Origin of the sequence: Lysinibacillus sp. FSL M8-0337 (assembly GCF_038593855.1) — a bacterium.
GTDB lineage: Bacteria > Bacillota > Bacilli > Bacillales_A > Planococcaceae > Lysinibacillus > Lysinibacillus sphaericus_D.
Genome location: NZ_CP151996.1, coordinates 1,895,118 through 1,911,230, shown reverse-complemented (window position 1 = coordinate 1,911,230; position 16,113 = coordinate 1,895,118). Strand labels below are relative to the sequence as shown.

General features: G+C 38.2%; 14 protein-coding genes. 2 read left to right on the top strand and 12 right to left on the bottom strand.

Features of this window, described 5'->3' with window-relative positions:
- Positions 1-15: 15 nt before the first annotated feature.
- Positions 16-1,425 (bottom strand): UDP-N-acetylmuramoyl-tripeptide--D-alanyl-D-alanine ligase, encoded by a 1,410-nt coding sequence (murF, locus tag MKY08_RS08905; protein ID WP_069508380.1) that lies wholly within the window; start codon positions 1,423-1,425, stop codon positions 16-18.
- Between the two features lie 151 nt (positions 1,426-1,576).
- On the opposite strand from murF, the gene MKY08_RS08900 reads away from it, so the two are divergent.
- Positions 1,577-2,782, top strand: a complete 1,206-nt coding sequence (locus MKY08_RS08900) for an ATP-grasp domain-containing protein (RefSeq protein ID WP_176723125.1) — start codon at positions 1,577-1,579, stop codon at positions 2,780-2,782.
- Positions 2,783-2,970: 188 nt separating this feature from the next.
- Here MKY08_RS08900 and MKY08_RS08895 read toward each other — a convergent pair whose 3' ends face one another.
- The 4 genes from MKY08_RS08895 to MKY08_RS08880 form a co-directional block, all read right to left on the bottom strand.
- Complete coding sequence (locus MKY08_RS08895; protein WP_081327837.1) at positions 2,971-5,205, bottom strand: YheC/YheD family protein; 2,235 nt, start codon at positions 5,203-5,205, stop codon at positions 2,971-2,973.
- A gap of 117 nt (positions 5,206-5,322) precedes the next feature.
- Entirely contained in the window at positions 5,323-5,754 is a 432-nt protein-coding gene (locus tag MKY08_RS08890) for a hypothetical protein (protein WP_069508378.1), read from the bottom strand.
- A 274-nt stretch (positions 5,755-6,028) separates the two neighbouring features.
- Positions 6,029-7,543, bottom strand: coding sequence for an osmoprotectant update ABC transporter permease/substrate-binding subunit OpuFB (gene opuFB, locus MKY08_RS08885; RefSeq protein ID WP_069508376.1), 1,515 nt, complete (start codon positions 7,541-7,543; stop codon positions 6,029-6,031).
- On the bottom strand, positions 7,536-8,504 hold the full coding sequence (locus MKY08_RS08880; protein WP_069508374.1) for an ABC transporter ATP-binding protein: 969 nt from the start codon (positions 8,502-8,504) through the stop codon (positions 7,536-7,538). The genes opuFB and MKY08_RS08880 overlap by 8 nt, the downstream gene beginning before the upstream one ends.
- A gap of 256 nt (positions 8,505-8,760) precedes the next feature.
- On the opposite strand from MKY08_RS08880, the gene MKY08_RS08875 reads away from it, so the two are divergent.
- Positions 8,761-9,546, top strand: coding sequence for a glucosaminidase domain-containing protein (locus tag MKY08_RS08875; protein ID WP_256093103.1), 786 nt, complete (start codon positions 8,761-8,763; stop codon positions 9,544-9,546).
- Positions 9,547-9,632: 86 nt separating this feature from the next.
- Here the strand turns inward: MKY08_RS08875 and MKY08_RS08870 are convergent, their stop codons facing one another.
- The 7 genes from MKY08_RS08870 to MKY08_RS08840 are packed head-to-tail and all read right to left on the bottom strand — an operon-like array spanning position 9,633 to position 16,093.
- Positions 9,633-10,448 (bottom strand): SH3 domain-containing C40 family peptidase, encoded by an 816-nt coding sequence (locus MKY08_RS08870; protein WP_069508370.1) that lies wholly within the window; start codon positions 10,446-10,448, stop codon positions 9,633-9,635.
- Positions 10,445-11,233 carry a serine hydrolase gene (locus MKY08_RS08865; protein ID WP_256093102.1) on the bottom strand — a complete coding sequence of 263 codons (789 nt, stop codon included), beginning with the start codon at positions 11,231-11,233 and terminating at the stop codon, positions 10,445-10,447. The genes MKY08_RS08870 and MKY08_RS08865 overlap by 4 nt, the downstream gene beginning before the upstream one ends.
- Before the next feature lie 4 nt (positions 11,234-11,237).
- The gene (locus MKY08_RS08860; protein WP_069508368.1) at positions 11,238-12,170 is read right to left on the bottom strand and encodes an LD-carboxypeptidase; all 933 of its coding nucleotides are present in this window, start codon (positions 12,168-12,170) and stop codon (positions 11,238-11,240) included.
- Positions 12,167-13,114, bottom strand: coding sequence for an ATP-binding cassette domain-containing protein (locus tag MKY08_RS08855; protein ID WP_069508366.1), 948 nt, complete (start codon positions 13,112-13,114; stop codon positions 12,167-12,169). Before MKY08_RS08855 ends, MKY08_RS08860 begins: the two co-directional genes overlap by 4 nt.
- Positions 13,104-14,159, bottom strand: coding sequence for an ABC transporter ATP-binding protein (locus MKY08_RS08850; RefSeq protein ID WP_141705559.1), 1,056 nt, complete (start codon positions 14,157-14,159; stop codon positions 13,104-13,106). Before MKY08_RS08850 ends, MKY08_RS08855 begins: the two co-directional genes overlap by 11 nt.
- 15 nt (positions 14,160-14,174) lie before the next feature.
- Complete coding sequence (locus MKY08_RS08845; RefSeq protein WP_069508363.1) at positions 14,175-15,149, bottom strand: ABC transporter permease; 975 nt, start codon at positions 15,147-15,149, stop codon at positions 14,175-14,177.
- A complete protein-coding gene (locus MKY08_RS08840; protein WP_069508361.1) occupies positions 15,149-16,093 on the bottom strand; it encodes an ABC transporter permease in 945 nt (314 codons plus the stop codon). The genes MKY08_RS08845 and MKY08_RS08840 overlap by 1 nt, the downstream gene beginning before the upstream one ends.
- Positions 16,094-16,113 lie beyond the last annotated feature (20 nt).

The following is a 16,113-nucleotide window of genomic DNA, read 5'->3' as shown; positions in this document are numbered from 1 at the left end:
TTCACGACAAGTGCATTATTGCCTAGAATCATTTTCTTTTGGGAACGTTTTTTTAATTTTTAAATCAGCGGCCAGTTGGTAAATTTGCTTACTATACATATCTCCTTTTATTAGAATAATTGTATTCTCATCTACTATTTCATGTAATAACTCATAAACGAGAATATTATTATTAAATATATATACTGGCTTACTGAAGCCTAATTTTACTGCACGATCAGCCATAATTCGGGCGTGCTCTCCAATGGTAATAAGCACATCTACACCAATTTTATGGATTAATTCTCCTGCTTGCTCATGGATAATATACCCCCAGGACCCTAAATCCGTAATCGTTCCTATAATGGCAATTTTTTTCTTGCCCTCTCCTAATGAATTTAAGACCTTTAAAGCAGCTTCTAAGGACGTTGTTGTTAAGCTCCAAGTATCGTCTATCAATATAGAACCATTGATTCCTTCAAAAAGTTGCAGTTGCTTATTCACTTTCTTGAATGTCGCTAATTGTTTAATCGCTTCGGAAATCGGTACACGTAATTCATGAATTGCCGCAATTGCCCCCAATGCATTATATACTTGGTGCTCTCCAAATCCAGGAACGAAAACGTCATATTTTTTCTTTTTATGATGCAATGTAAACTGCATGCCATTTTCTACATAGTGAATATGACTTGCTCTATAATTGCATGATGCTTGCTGTCCGATGTAAATAATACGTCCTTTAAATTTCGATAAATCAATTTTTCGTATATTGGCATCTTCTGCATTGAGAATTAATGCACCATCCGAATTCACTATTTCTGCCATTTCACCTTTCGCCTGTATATAGCCATCCAAAGTTTTACAGTAGTTTAAATGGTGCGCTCCGATATTGGTAATAATACCGATTGTCGGCTTAAAATACTTCCCTGCTTTCCTTACATCTCCTGGTGATCCAACAGCTGTTTCAAAAACTGCTACTTCTGTTTCCTCTTCAATACTAAGTAAATACTGCAATGAAGCGGTTCTAGAATTACTACTTAATGTCGTAGCGGTTACTTCTTTTTCAGCAGAAAGAATATGTTTTATCATCTCTTTTGTTGTAGTTTTACCTGATGTTCCGGTAATTGCAATAACAGGGATTTCAAATTGACTACGATAATAATGTACAAACTTCCAGTAGGCCTCATCTGTATTTTCTACTTGAATAATTATTACGTGTTGAGGAATTTCATGCTGACTATACACCCACTCTGTAACAAGCACTAGAGGAGCAAGCGATTCAAGACTTTTCCAGTTTACTATGCGTTTGTCTGTAAATAGAGCTGTGTACGGTTTTTTCACTTGTTTTAGCCGATATGCGCCATACTGGATCAGCACCTCATCCGACCCTTGCAATAATTTACCTGCAGTAATCGCTGTTAAATTCTTCACCGATAGAGGCTTCATATCATTTCACACTCCTTTCTTCTCTATTATATGAAGCACTTTAAAAGTTGCTTGGATGTAAACATGATACATAACTAGAAGAAAACTATTTCACAGCATATATATAAGGTGTATATTAATAATCCAAGTGCCAATTGAAGGAGTGATTTCACTGAAGGCAATTATATTTATCGGTACAAACAAATCTGGGTCTAGTCGTGAAGCGATAAAAGCAGCAGAAAAATTGGGCTACTTGACAATACTGTTCACAAGCAATGAAAAACAATTACAACAGAGAAAAGCCTATCCAGACATTCATAAAATGATTTTTATCGATACTTCCAATATAGAAGATATGATAGTAGAAATTCATGATTTGCTTGATACCGGTTTAGAGATAAAGTCCATTGTTAGTTTTGTAGATCCATTTGTTCATATTGCCTCTATTTTATGTGATGAATTTTGCCAAAACTATACTTCATCAGCAGCAATTGAAATGATGGAAGATAAAGAGAAAACAAGAAATCTATTAAAGGATCAGCCGTATTCCCCAAAATTTTTCCTAAAAAAACCGCATGAATCATTTTCAAATAACATGGTATTTCCATTGATTGTTAAATCTCCTAAATCAACGGGTTCAAAAGACGTACTACTTGCGACAGATAAAAACCAACTCGATTCACATCTTACATTTCTCCAAAATAAAAACCCTGGTGAAACCATCATGATTGAGGAATATATTGATGGACCCCAATACTTAGTGGAAGCAATGGTCTATAAGCGACAAGTTCACACAATCGGTATTATTGAACAAGAGATTACACAAGGAAAACGATTCATTATTACAGGCTATGGTATACTCGCGGAAGTACCTTCTGATATTCAAAAAGGGATTGAAGAAGTGCTCCATTCTATTGTCAAAGTATTTGATATTGAAAATGGAACATTGCATCTAGAGCTTCGTTTAACGGAACATGGATGGAAGCTCATTGAGATTAACCCTCGAATTTCAGGTGGCGCTATGAATAATATGCTACATGCGGCTTTCGGATTTAGTTTAGTGGAAGAAACACTTAAATTATTTTTAGGTGAACAACCAAATGTCCAACCTAGGCATAAAAAATTCATCTTTACAAAATATGTTATAGTAGAGAGCAAAGGTGTGTTAGAAAGAGTAATCGGTAAAACAAGGGCAACAAAAGCACCTGGTGTTGTCGATGTATATGTAAAGCCACGAAAAGGAACTTTGTTAACCCCCCCATTGTCGATGGGTCATCGCTATGCCTATGTTATTGCCGAGGGGAAAACTTTAGCTCAAGCGAAAAACAATGCTATAACCGCCGCCATGGAAATCAAATTTCTATTAAAAGCACTATAATGTTGGGCGGGCATTGCTTACCGTAAGCTAAATATGCTGTAGTTGCGGATGTGGCTTTAGCTTCATCCGCTTTACTATGAGCAATTTAGGCAATAGAGCGCTGGAGACATCATCTTGAATTGTTTCCATGAACAGCATCAACCCGAGTAATTGCCCTATCCAATGGGCAACTACTCGGGTTTTCTTCGTTATGCTTTAAATGTTTGGTCTAAAAATTTAACGGTTTCAAACATATTCGTTTTACTAGCACCTTTGACAAGAATCGTGTCATGAGGTTCGATTATTTTCTCCAATAGCGCATGCAATTGATCTTTATTCGTAAAATGATAAATCTTGTTTGAATCCATGCCTTTTGCCATGGCCGCTGTTCCTATTTCTTCTGTCCTAAAGCCATAGGTAATTAAAAGGTCAATGCCTTGTTCAACAATAAATTCGCCTAATTTTCGATATTCTTCTTCTCTTAAATCTCCTAACTCACGCATCTGCCCTATTATTGCCACACGCCGTTTCTTGCTAACATTTGTCAGCACATTTAGCGCTGCCCTTACGCCTTGCGGATGGGAATGAACAGTATCATCAATGACTGTTATATGATCGCGGCAGTTATACACCGTCAACCTTCTTGGCGGCTTTTTAAAATGCAAACCTGCTTTTATTTCCTGTGGCGTAAACCCTAAATAATCTGCAACTGCGACCGCATTAAGCGCATTATAAACGTGATGTTCTCCTAAAATTGGGATAAATAATTGGATTTCCTGACCTTGCAGCTCCATCTTAAATGCCATGCCATTTTCTTTATATTGTATGTCGTATGCTCGATAGTCCGCTTCTGTGTGAATACCAGTAGTCAGGATTTTCCCTTTAAATTGATCAGTCAATAAATAGTTTGAATTGTCATCATCTTTATTTAAAATAAGTAATCCTTGTTGGTCCATACCTTGAATTAATTCTGATTTAGCTTTCGCTACTTTTCGAACATCCCCATCAAAATTCCCAACATGCGCAAGTCCAATATTCGTAACGATACTTATATTTGGTTGGATAATGCTACAGTGGTTTGTAATAATACCTGGATAAGCCATTCCATATTCAAGCACAACGGCTTGGTGCGAATCATTGATTTCTTCTGCATGCTTTTTAGTATGTTCAGTCGTATTCCAGTAATCCTTCGACTCAAATACATTCCATTTTTTAGACAATATGGACCCTAAAAATGCCTTAGATGTGGTCTTTCCTGCACTACCAGTAATCGCAATTATCGGTTTATCGAATTTTGCATGGTTTGATGTAGCTTTTACTTCGACTTGCTTTGGTTTTGAATCTGCGGGTTTTGGTACTACTGTTTTTGTGTTAGAAACTGTAGGCTTTGGTTTGGATTTTTTTATCGGTTGTTGGTTTTCTGCTAAGTACTTTGCATATCGAATGGAATGGATAACAACATCTAATTCTAAGTAAAACGCTGGTGGACAGCCAGGACGCCAGTTTACCTCGTAGATCCAAATTTTTTGTTGCGCATCAAGCCCGACATCGATTCCAATCTCATCAATGACCTCTCCGAACTTCGTCATCTGAATGTCATCTAAATGGCGTGCCAAAGATAATGAGAAATGTTCCAACATCCGACGAATATTAAAGGCTTCTTCTTGAAACTCTTGCTCTAAAAATGGGTCCAAATAATTTGTATAACCGCCATTGTTGATATTTGGAATAATTGAGCCATGTGGTGCAATACGTGGATAAACTGTTGTCACCACCCATTTACCTTCACCGTTTTTTTGAACATGTAGGCGAAAATCATAAACTTGACCGGATTTCATTTTCGATTGAATATACGGTTGCATAATAAACGTACCCGTTGTAAGAAGTTCATGAATTAATGCATTTAACTGTTGCTTTGAGTACATACGATTCTCGCTATTTTGCCGTACCTCAAAATGGTCTCCTATTTTAATAATAAAATAGATTCCTTTTCCTTTCCGACCGTCAATCGGCTTAAATACGATTTTTTTATGGTGGGCTATATAGCTATGAAAGACATCTGTGTTTTTTACTATTTCTGTTGGGATAATGTATTGATCAAATTCTTTCGCCTCTTTAAGTCGCTCCATAACATTCCATTTATTACCGATAGAATGTGTAGTAAACGGGATCTCCTTTTTCAATCTCTCTATTATTTTTTTTGACACCGCTAATTTTTCTGGACTTCCAGCATTATAAATTACATCTGGAAAGGGCATCACTCTTTCATGCCATTGCCCATCTTCTAATACCTGCCCATTGATTGTACGATTGTCAAAGTTTACCTTTTTAGGTGTAAAGTAAAAAAATTCTACTCCTTCTGCTTTTGCAACTGCTGCATATGCATATGACTTGATAACAGTTTTAGGATCTAGACGATGATGCAACATTCCTATAATTGTCATGCGTTAATCTTCCTTTCTATAGACTCTTTCTATTAAATTCAGATCACGCAGCTTGCATATGGACAGATGCTCTAGTTTTGCAATTATTTTAGTAGTTTTATAGGTAAATCATCTATTTTACCATTTAGGCTCAATGATAAATTTCTTTTTTAATAAGTCTGGATTTAATAGCTGAATAGCTGATATACTCCCTAACTCAATTGATTTTTCGGTCGATGTTCTTTCTAATCTCACAACATCAGCAATTGCATTTGTTTCATTGCCTTCATAATCATAGGCTCGTAACAGCGAAATAGTGCCTCGACAACGATCTATATCAATCGCTTCTATACGAAAAAACTCTGTTTCAAACTGTTGGACTGTATCTATTAATCGTAAATGTGCTCCATTATGCGTTATTAAAAAAAAGGGAATGGTATCACTACCAACTATTTTTACAAGAAGCTGACCATAATATTTTGAATGAAAATCTGTTATGATATCTTGCAATGCTTTTATATCGTATAGCGCTTCACAGACAAAGTGCTTTCTTCCTTTTTCAATACCCAACGTTTCCCAGCCCCTTCCTATTCCGTTTTAGCAATAGTTCCTTACTCGAACGATAGCAAAATCATTATTTGACCTATCTCGTTATAATATGTCCGTTTTTAAATTATGACGACATGATTTGTAAGGGGCGCTCTAAAAAAATAACAACTTTTTACATAAAGTACGCTTTACCCGCGAAAAAGGGTACTTTACCAGCGAAGTATCGCACTTTACCCGCGCTTCATTGTGCTTTACCCGCGAATTAACCCATTTTACCCGCGATTCATACAAACGTTTATAATAAACCAGCATTTTTCAAAAATGCCCTTGCTACATCCTCAATATTTTTTCCCTCCACGTTAACTTGATAATTCATTTCACGCATTTGGTCATCTGTTATTTGATTGGCCAGTTTCCCTAGCACCTTTTCAAGCTCTGGATACTTTTCAAGTGTTTCCTTTCTTAACATTGGCGCGCCTTGATACGGTGGAAATAACTGTTGGTCATCCACTAAAACAGTTAACTCATATTGACGTAACTCACTGTCAGTTGAATAAGCATCCAATAAATTGATATTACCTGATTGGATGGCTTGATACCTTAGCTTAGGTTCCATTGTTGTAACAGAGGGAATATCAATCCCATAACGCTTCTGAATGCCTACATAGCCATCCTCACGATCATTGAACTCCAACGTAAATCCCGCTTTAATCGACTCTTGCACCGCCTTAATATCAGAAATCGTCTGTAATTGATAAGCTTCCGCCAGTTGTTTTGAAACGGCCAAAGCATATGTGTTGTTATACTGCATTGGACTAAGCATAACCATATCAAATTTTTCCAGCATGCCTTCCTTTGCCTGTCGATATACTGCTACTTGATCGTTACTTACTGCTTGTTCTTTTAAAAACTCTGCGATTGCCGTACCAGTAAATTCTGGATATATATCAATGCTCCCTGATTTTAGGGCATTAAAAACAAAGGACGTCTTGCCGAGTCCTGGTTTTAATTCGACATCTAAATCTGTATCATTTTCAATCAATAATTTATACATATTAATTAGAATTTCCGGCTCTGAACCAAGTTTACCTGCAATGACGATATCCGCTTTGTTATTAAAGTTTAGAAAAGGCAGTGCAATCACAATCATTGCCGCGACACTAATCGCAAGTAATGCCGAAACTGTTCGTTTAAAGGACAGTGATTCTAGCTTTTTCAATAGATAATCGAACACTAATGCTAAAATAGCTGCCGGAATTGCACCTAATAGGATGAGTGAAGTATTATTACGATCAATACCAAGCAAGATAATATCGCCTAATCCTCCAGCGCCTATCAATGCAGCTAGTGTAGCTGTTCCAACTATTAAAACCATGGCTGTGCGAATGCCTGCCATTATAACGGGCATTGCGAGTGGCAGTTCCACCTTCACTAATCTTTTTACCGTATTCATCCCCATTGCCATGGCCGCTTCCTTTAAAGACGGATCGACTTCGTTTATGCCTGTAAATGTATTACGTAAAATGGGCAGGAGCGCATAGACCACAAGGGCGATTATAGCAGGCGTTTTCCCAATGCCGAGTAACGGAATTAACAAACCTAACAACGCTAATGAAGGGATCGTTTGTAAGGCTGCGCTAATGCCAATTATACTTTCCGCTATTTTCTTTTGATGCGTTAAGTAAATGCCAAGTGGAATGGCAATGGCTACTGCAAAAAATAAAGCAATAAATGATATTTGCATATGCTCTATTAACGATGCAAAGAGTTGACCTTTGCGTTCATCCAACACATTTAAAAAATCAGTCATTTGCCTCACCCCGTTCCGCCGCGGAATGACTGGCTAAAAACTGCAACATTGATTGCCTTGTAATAACCCCAATAATTTCCTCATCGCTTTTCACTGCCAGACACTCATGGTGCGCCAATTGTTGCAAAATGACTTGTAAAGTAGCCTGCTCATCAACACTATGTATCACATAACTTTGATGTTTCGCCTCTACAAACGGTTCAATCACTTGTTGAATGGTAAACACATTAAATGCATCTTCCTTGACCCCTATAAATTTTCGGACAAAGTCATTGGTGGGATTTTGTATAATTTCCTTAGGTGTACCGATTTGTACTATTTCTCCATCTTTCATCACACAGATGCGATCTCCTAGTTTTAACGCTTCTTGCATATCGTGCGAAACAAAAACAATTGTTTTATTTATAGCGCGTTGTAGCTCAAGCAGGTCATTTTGTAATTTTGTTCGACTGATTGGATCCAGTGCACTGAATGGCTCATCCATTAATATAATTTCGGGATCTGCTGCCAATGCGCGGACAACCCCAACCCGTTGTTGTTCCCCACCCGAAAGTTCATTTGGTTTTCGTTCACTATATTGAGCTGGTTCTAGCCCTACCATTTCTAATAATTCACGAACTCGCTGTTGAATTTTTGTCGTTTCCCATTTTTTCATTTCAGGAACAATGGCGATATTTTCTGCTATTGTCATATGAGGGAAAAGTGCAATTTGTTGGAGCACATAGCCAATATTCCAGCGTAGCTCATGAATATTATAATCACTAATTCTTTTACCGTTAATTCGGATTGTTCCTTCAGTCAGTTGAATTAATCGGTTAATCATTTTTAGTAATGTCGTCTTGCCACAACCACTAGGCCCTATAATGACAAAAAACTCTCCTTTCTGTATTTCAAAATTAATGGCATTCACTGCAATTTGGTTATTAGCGTACTTTTTTGTAACATTCTCAAATGCAATCATTGACTAAGCTCCTTATAAATTTGATAGATTAAATGTCAGTATTCTACCCACCAGTATATCTTTCCACATATTCAAGCGGTTAAACTAACAATCCTACAACATGTCCATCCTAGACGCGCTAGATGAAACTTTTTCGTATGAAAGTTCGTTCTATTAATTATGAATTCTAGTGAAAAACGATGCTTTTTTTTATCTACTTGTTTTACAATATGAAAAGAGTAAGCGATTTTTTAAGAGAAAAGAAAGGAGGAAGGTGTTGCACAGATTCAACATCTATAACTACATGAGATTATTCAAAAAACTATTACTCGGAATGATTGTCATAGCGTCTGTTATCAGTATTTCCACTTATTTTTTGATTCAGTTTTTGAGACCAACCGACACTGCCGTTCAAAAATATGTAGATGAAGGTCCAAGTGTGGAAGAATTTATCGGCTCTATTGCAGAAACAGCTCGACAACTAGGTGCTGAAAATGACTTATATGCATCTGTCATGATTGCACAAGCCATTTTAGAAAGTAAGCATGGGCAAAGTGGTCTTAGTTCAGCTCCTAATAACAATTTATTTGGGATGAAAGGCAAATTTCAAAATGATTCCGTGACACTTGAAACAGTTGAAGATGATGGCTCTGGTAATCTGACAACAGTGATGGCTGAATTCCGCAAATATCCTTCCTACGAAGAATCCATGAAGGATTATGTCCAATTACTCCGCAATGGTGTATCTTGGAACAAAAATTTTTATACAGGTGTCTTTAAAAGCAACACAACATCCTATGCAGATGCGACCAAATTTTTAACAGGCTCTTACGCAACAGATTCAACTTACAATGAAAAGTTAAATAGTCTAATTGCGAAGTACGACTTACAACAATACGACAGCCCTGTAAAAAATAAAAAAACCATTACAGTCGCGGATGGTGACTCGCTGATGCACATCGCACAGACGCATAATGTGAAAGTAACATCCATTAAACAATGGAATCAATTGCGTTCAGATAATATTGAAGCTGGACAACAGTTAAATATTTATCAATATTAGCGTAAATTTACTCAAGGCGAGGTATTCGACGATGTAACTACCGTCAAATACCTCGTTTTTTGCATCGATTTTCCAGCAAGCACTATTTAAAACAAGCTTCCGATTGCGGTAATAGTCGTTGCTAAATCTTCGCGGTATAACGGGTGTTGTTCATCTAGGCTATTGACATTGACCTCATTGCCACCAAGTGAAGCATGAACATAAAGAGACTGCCCTATATACAATGCTACATGCCCTGGGAAAAACAATAAATCCCCTTTTTGCATGCGATCAATAGTTATCTCCTTAATTGGAAAACCTTCTACAATTCTAGCATCTCGGAAGATTATCACGCCATTGAGCATATAAGCCATCGAACATAAGCCCGAACAATCAATGCCTAGCGGTGACTTACCTCCCCAACGATACGGTGTAGCTAAATAGCTTAGTGCGGTTTGTACAACATTTTCTCGAAACGCATGCTCTTCAAAAGTATGTTCAGCAATTTTAGGATGCAACCATTGTGAACGCAAATAACCTATTTCGCCCGTCGCCAATTGAACGGCAGCCCATGGCGTGTTTGATGTCGTGTCGGAATCTACATTGTATAAAATAGAGCCTTTTACCAATGTGATGATTTTGGTGCTTTGTATTTTCGGTTCTTGTAAAATATCTGCGAAACGCTGTCCAATAACATGTTGCGCCTTTTGAATCCATGCATTTGTAATCGCATCATCGAAAAGGACATGCTTTCGCTGACAATACCCTTCATAGCGATAGGCGGTGCGAACATACAGCCAATCATTTTCTAATTCTTCTATAATTTGAACAGGCATACCGTAAAGTATTTCATCAATAAGTTCAGCATGACGATCTGGTTCAGCATAAAGATTCGCAACCATAGCAATGACAATCGCATTCATGTTGCCTCTCCTTTCACTACTATCATATTGTCATAGACTACCTTTGAAAGACGACCGATTAGTTGTCGGGCAACATCATTTTGCTTGACCTCTGTGATAAAAACACCAATAGCATACTCTTGTCCGTGACTATAAACAATGCCAACATCATGGTCAACGCTATCAAGACCACCCGTTTTATGGGCGATTGTCACATCATCGACGATATAGCGCCGCAAGTTTTCATGAAAACGCTGACGACACAATATATCAATAACAAGCTGACTAAAGACTGGGGATAGCAGGTTTTTTTCATAAATTCGGCTAAATAGAAGTGCCATATCACGCGCTGTTGTTATATTATCTATGCCTTTTGCAAGTCGCTCAAAGTCCATCATTTTTCGTTGAAGTTGTGTTTGAGTGAGTCCGATTTTATGAAAGTACTGATTTAGCACATCCATACCAATTAAATCAATTAACACATTTGTCGCAGTATTATCACTTGTCGTAATCATCCAAACGCACAACTCATAGATCGTGCAGGATGTTACTCGCTGTTCACTAATCACACTAAAATCAACCCAATCGCTAGGGGTAACGGTTATTACTTGATTGATAGGTATATTGCATACATCTATATAATCAAAAACTGCAATCAGGATAGGGACTTTAATTAAGCTGGCACTGGAAAAAGCATCATCTAGACGCTCATGTATAACAAAGTCATTTGTCTTAAAATCTTTTACAAACATATGCACTTTATAGGGAGCTTCCTGTATCAAACGTTGAATCGTCTGCTGCATCATACACCTACCCTACTACTGTAATGTTTTGCGTTTCTGCGTCTACGGTTATGATACGACCTAAAGGCAGAGACATCGTTGGTAGACAGTGACCACAAGCAAGATTTGATAAAATAGGTTTCTTCAAAGGTGTTAAAATCTCCTTAAAAATCGTGTTTAAGGATAAACTCCGTTCTGGATGCTTCGGGTTTTCAGGCCCGCAATTTGTCCATGCCCCTAATAATAAACCTGCTGCATCATCAAGCTTCCCTGCTAATTTTAACTGTGTCAGCATGCGATCTATACGTTGCTCACTCTCATCTATATCTTCCAAAAATAAAATTTTCCCTTTTGTATCAATTTCATATGGCGTGCCAAGTGACGCTGTAATCAATGTTAAATTACCCCCAACAAGTTGACCTGTTGCAGTCCCTGTTAGGAGTGTGGTCATTGGTTGCTGTGGAGGATTTTCGAACAGAAACGGCTTGGTATCTGTTGCCATCACACAATTCAAAAATGAATCCCATGTATAATGATCCATATTTTGTTGAATAAATTCTGTTGAAGGCATTGGTGTATGATACGTCACTAAATTACATTTTTGATTAAAGGCGATATGTAGTGCAGTCACATCGCTATAGCCTGCAAATACTTTAGGATTTGCTTGTATCGTCTCATAATCTAGTTTTGGTAAAATTTTCGTTGCCCCGTACCCTCCACGAATACAAAAAATGCCGTCCACATGTGGATTGCGGAACATTTCATTGACATCATATGCGCGCAGTTCGTCTGAACCAGCTAAATATCCATGTCTTGCACGACATGTTTCTCCTACAATGACGTTAAAACCAAGTTTCTCTATACTAGCAATGGCGGGAGCTAGCTTTTCTGATGGTGTAGCGCCAGACGCACTAAGTAAACCAATCGTATCCCCTTTTGTCAAAGCTCTAGGTACAATCATTCGCTCACCTCTACTTTTCGTAATGTACGATAATTTGCTAGTTCCTCCTCGTTGGCTAATACATAATGCCCTTCCTCTATTTCTATAAATGAGGGGGGAGCTAGCTCATATTGATGCTGTAACGGGTTGTAAATTTCCACGACCTTTTCTCGCTCCTTATACGGATTAGGCTCTGGCACTGCTGATAACAATGCTCTTGTGTACGGGTGGATTGGATTAGAAAAAAGTTTTTCGGTCTCTGCTAACTCCACAATTTTCCCTTTATAAATGACTGCCGTACGGTCTGTAATAAATCGAACAATTGATAAATCATGGGCAATAAATAAATAGGTTAAGTTGTTTTGTTGTTGAATCGTCGATAATAAATTGAGCACTTGCGCTCGTATCGATACGTCGAGGGCTGAAATTGGTTCATCCGCAATTATAAACTTTGGCTCCATTACTAATGCACGTGCAATGCCAATCCGTTGACGCTGACCGCCAGAAAATTCGTGCGGAAAGCGACTGGCGAACTCAGGTAATAGACCAACATTTAAAAGTGCATTTTGTACTTTTTGCTGACGCTCCGCTTCATCTTTAAAGTTTTTCGTATTAATAAGACCTTCCGATATAATATAATCTACCTTTGCCCGCTCATTAAGCGAAGCCATCGGGTCTTGAAAAATCATTTGGATTTTTTGGGTAATTTGTTTGTCCCAATCCTTCGAGATTTTACCGTTAATGTTCTTTCCATGATACAATATTTGACCACTCGTTACTTCGTTGATACGCATTATAGCGCGGCCAATAGTCGTTTTCCCAGAGCCCGACTCGCCTACTAATCCGAATGTTTCTCCTTTATAAATGTGAAAGCTGACATCATCTATTGCCACAAATTTATGTTTGCCTTTACCAAAAACAATGTTTAAATTTTTTACTTCTATTAACACTTCTTTATCGCTCATTGGCGTACTGCCTCCCTTCTTCAAAAAAAGCTTGTAACGCGGCTGGAGGCTCCACATTTGGCGCACGGGGATCCAATAGCCAAGTGCGCGCAAAATGTGTATCGCTTACTTGAAAAAATGGTGGACGTTCTTCGTAATCAATCTTTAAAGCGAATGGATTGCGTGGGGCAAACGCATCTCCTTTAATTTCTTTAAAAAGATTGGGTGGCGTCCCCTTAATCGAATAAAGCGGTTGCCCTTTTGACCCAAGCTGTGGTAGTGACGAAAGAAGCGCCCTTGTATACGGATGCTTTCCATTAAAAAACACTTCATGTGTACGACCAACTTCGAGTATGTCCCCTGCATACATGACCGCGATACGGTCCGCCACTTTTGCTACAACGCCTAAATCATGTGTAATATAAACGATTGTTAAGCTATATTTTTGCTGAAGACGTTTTAGCAGCTGCAAAATTTGTGCTTGAATGGTTACATCCAATGCGGTTGTTGGCTCATCACAAATTAAAATTTGCGGGTTACATGCGAGCGCAATGGCAATCACTATGCGTTGCCGCATGCCTCCTGAAAATTCATGAGGGTATTGCTTATAGCGTTTCTCTACATCATCAATCCCGACGTCTGTTAATAATTTTAATGTTTCAGCATAGGCTGCCTTGCCCTTGTGCCCTTGGTGTAACACCACACATTCCTCAATTTGTTTGCCAATCGTTTTCAATGGATTCAATGAAGTCATCGGATCCTGTGTAACGATCGCGATTTCTTTTCCTCGAATAGTTAACCATTGTTGTTCTGTGTTAAACTGCGCTAAATCCATATCATTGTATATAATTTGACCTTGGGCAATCGAACCATTTTTATCGAGCAAGCCCATAATTGATTTCATTAGCACAGATTTTCCTGAACCTGATTCACCAACAATGGCAAGACTCTCCCCTTTATATAAATCAAGAGAGATTCCCCTAATTGCTGTTAGTACTTGCCCTCGTAGTGTAAATGTAATGACTAAGTTTTCAATCGTTAAAATACGGGATTTTATTTGCTTCACGAAATCATCTCCCTTCTATACATGGTTTTTTGGATCTGCTGCATCAGCAAATGCATTCCCAATAATATAAAATGCTATCGTAATAATACTTAGTACAATACTAGGGAAAATTAACTGATACCTTAAATCAGGTGACATCATGAGGACACGCCCTTCATTAATTAAATTCCCTAATGATGGTTCACTAATTGGTAGCCCCAAACCGATATATGTTAAAAACACTTCTGCGCCAATCGCAAACGGAATCGCTAAACTCATGCGCAGCATAATAACAGAGATTAAGTAAGGTAATAAATTTTTTATTATAATTCGATAGTCTGATGTCCCCAAACATTTTGATGCTAAATTGTATTCCCGATCTCGTAAAATTACGATTTGATTTCGAATAAAGCGCGCCATTTCTACCCAACCCGTAATGCACATGGCAATAATGATGGTCGAAATGCTCGGTCGTAAAATATAAGACATTAAAATAAGGACAATCGTTGTTGGGATATTATCTACAACGTTATAAAGCTGTGTAATCGGCATTTCTAGCTTACGAGAAAAGCCCCAAAGTGTTCCGATTGTAATGCCGACAAATGCTTCCACCAATGCGACCACACAGCCAATCATTAACGATGTCCTTGTACCAGCCCAAATACGGGACCATAAATCTTGTCCAATCGAGTTTGTACCAAACCAAAACTCAGCATTTGGTGCAATATTACGTGCCTGTAATCCCGTTTGGGCATTGAGATAAATTTCGGTCGGAGATTTTTGTGCTGGCAAATAAGGCTGAAACATGGTGAACGCCACAATAATGCAAACCATTACTAATAAGAAAACAGCCACTCGATTTTTTAAAAACGATTTCCAAGTAGAGCGCCAATAGGAGTAATTGGAGTAGGCGGTGTCTTCTGCCTGACCATCAGTCGCTTCCACAAAGTCAAATAGTTGTGCACGAGACTTGTCTGACATATTATTGATTTCCTCTGTATACATGCTCATTAGCGCACACTCTCCCCTTTCCCTAATTTAATCCGTGGGTCCACGAGCGCCATCGCAATATCACCTAAAATTAAGCCAATAATGCCAAGCGATGAAAAAACAAGCACTAAACCTTGTACAATCGTATTATCCTGTCGTTGAATAGCATCCACGAGTAATCCACCCATCCCTGGAATAGAATACAAAGATTCAATATAAATGGAGCCTGTAATCGTAAAAAGAATCGTTGCTGGCAAATATTGTGCCATTGGAATAAAAGCATTGCGCAATACATGACTAAACATTAAGGTACGCTCCTTCACGCCTTTCGCACGTGCAAGCTTAATGTAATCTTTGTTTAATTCATCTACCATGTATCGGCGCATCCACATTGCATAGGAAGCAGTCGGGGCTAATGCCATCGAAGTAAGCGGTAATAGCCAGGTGATTTGCTTATATTCATCAAACAACATCGGCAAACGGAAAATATCTGTAATATACATTTGAATAACTAAGTAATACACTGCCGCTGGTACTGCGACGACAAATACAATGTAGCCAGTCCCTAACCGATCCAGCCAGCGTCCCTTCATTTGTGCCATTAAAATTCCGAGCGGTACACCGATGAGCAGCGATAAGCCAACTGCCCCTAATCCAAATAACAATGAATACATTATTTTATCTGCAATAATTGTCACAACTGGCACATCCGTACGATATGTAACGGATTTGCCTAAATCGCCTTGTAATAAATCCGAATAAAAATTCCCCAATTGCACCAGCAATGGATCACGTAACCCTAAATTCGTTAAATACACTTCTTTTTGAGCCGGTGACATTTTCTCTGCCGCTGCCCCTAAGTAGCCTTCTTCCGGCATTAATCGTAGTAATGAGAACACAATTGTGATAATAATAAATAGCGTAACAATGGATTGTAACAAACGCTTTCCTACATACCTAAGCATTTAAGCATCCTCCCTCCATT

What these genes read in the sequence shown, in the direction of transcription:
- murF (WP_069508380.1), bottom strand. Translation starts at nt 1,425, where the DNA reads ATGAAGCCTCTATCGGTGAAGAATTTAACAGCGATTACTGCAGGTAAA.
- MKY08_RS08895 (WP_081327837.1), bottom strand. Translation starts at nt 5,205, where the DNA reads ATGACAATTATAGGAATGTTGCATCATCGTCTAGATCCTAAAACTGTT.
- opuFB (WP_069508376.1), bottom strand. Translation starts at nt 7,543, where the DNA reads ATGACTGATTTTTTAAATGTGTTGGATGAACGCAAAGGTCAACTCTTT.
- MKY08_RS08880 (WP_069508374.1), bottom strand. Translation starts at nt 8,504, where the DNA reads ATGATTGCATTTGAGAATGTTACAAAAAAGTACGCTAATAACCAAATT.
- MKY08_RS08870 (WP_069508370.1), bottom strand. Translation starts at nt 10,448, where the DNA reads ATGAATGCGATTGTCATTGCTATGGTTGCGAATCTTTATGCTGAACCA.
- MKY08_RS08865 (WP_256093102.1), bottom strand. Translation starts at nt 11,233, where the DNA reads ATGATGCAGCAGACGATTCAACGTTTGATACAGGAAGCTCCCTATAAA.
- MKY08_RS08860 (WP_069508368.1), bottom strand. Translation starts at nt 12,170, where the DNA reads ATGATTGTACCTAGAGCTTTGACAAAAGGGGATACGATTGGTTTACTT.
- MKY08_RS08855 (WP_069508366.1), bottom strand. Translation starts at nt 13,114, where the DNA reads ATGAGCGATAAAGAAGTGTTAATAGAAGTAAAAAATTTAAACATTGTT.
- MKY08_RS08845 (WP_069508363.1), bottom strand. Translation starts at nt 15,149, where the DNA reads ATGAGCATGTATACAGAGGAAATCAATAATATGTCAGACAAGTCTCGT.
- MKY08_RS08840 (WP_069508361.1), bottom strand. Translation starts at nt 16,093, where the DNA reads ATGCTTAGGTATGTAGGAAAGCGTTTGTTACAATCCATTGTTACGCTA.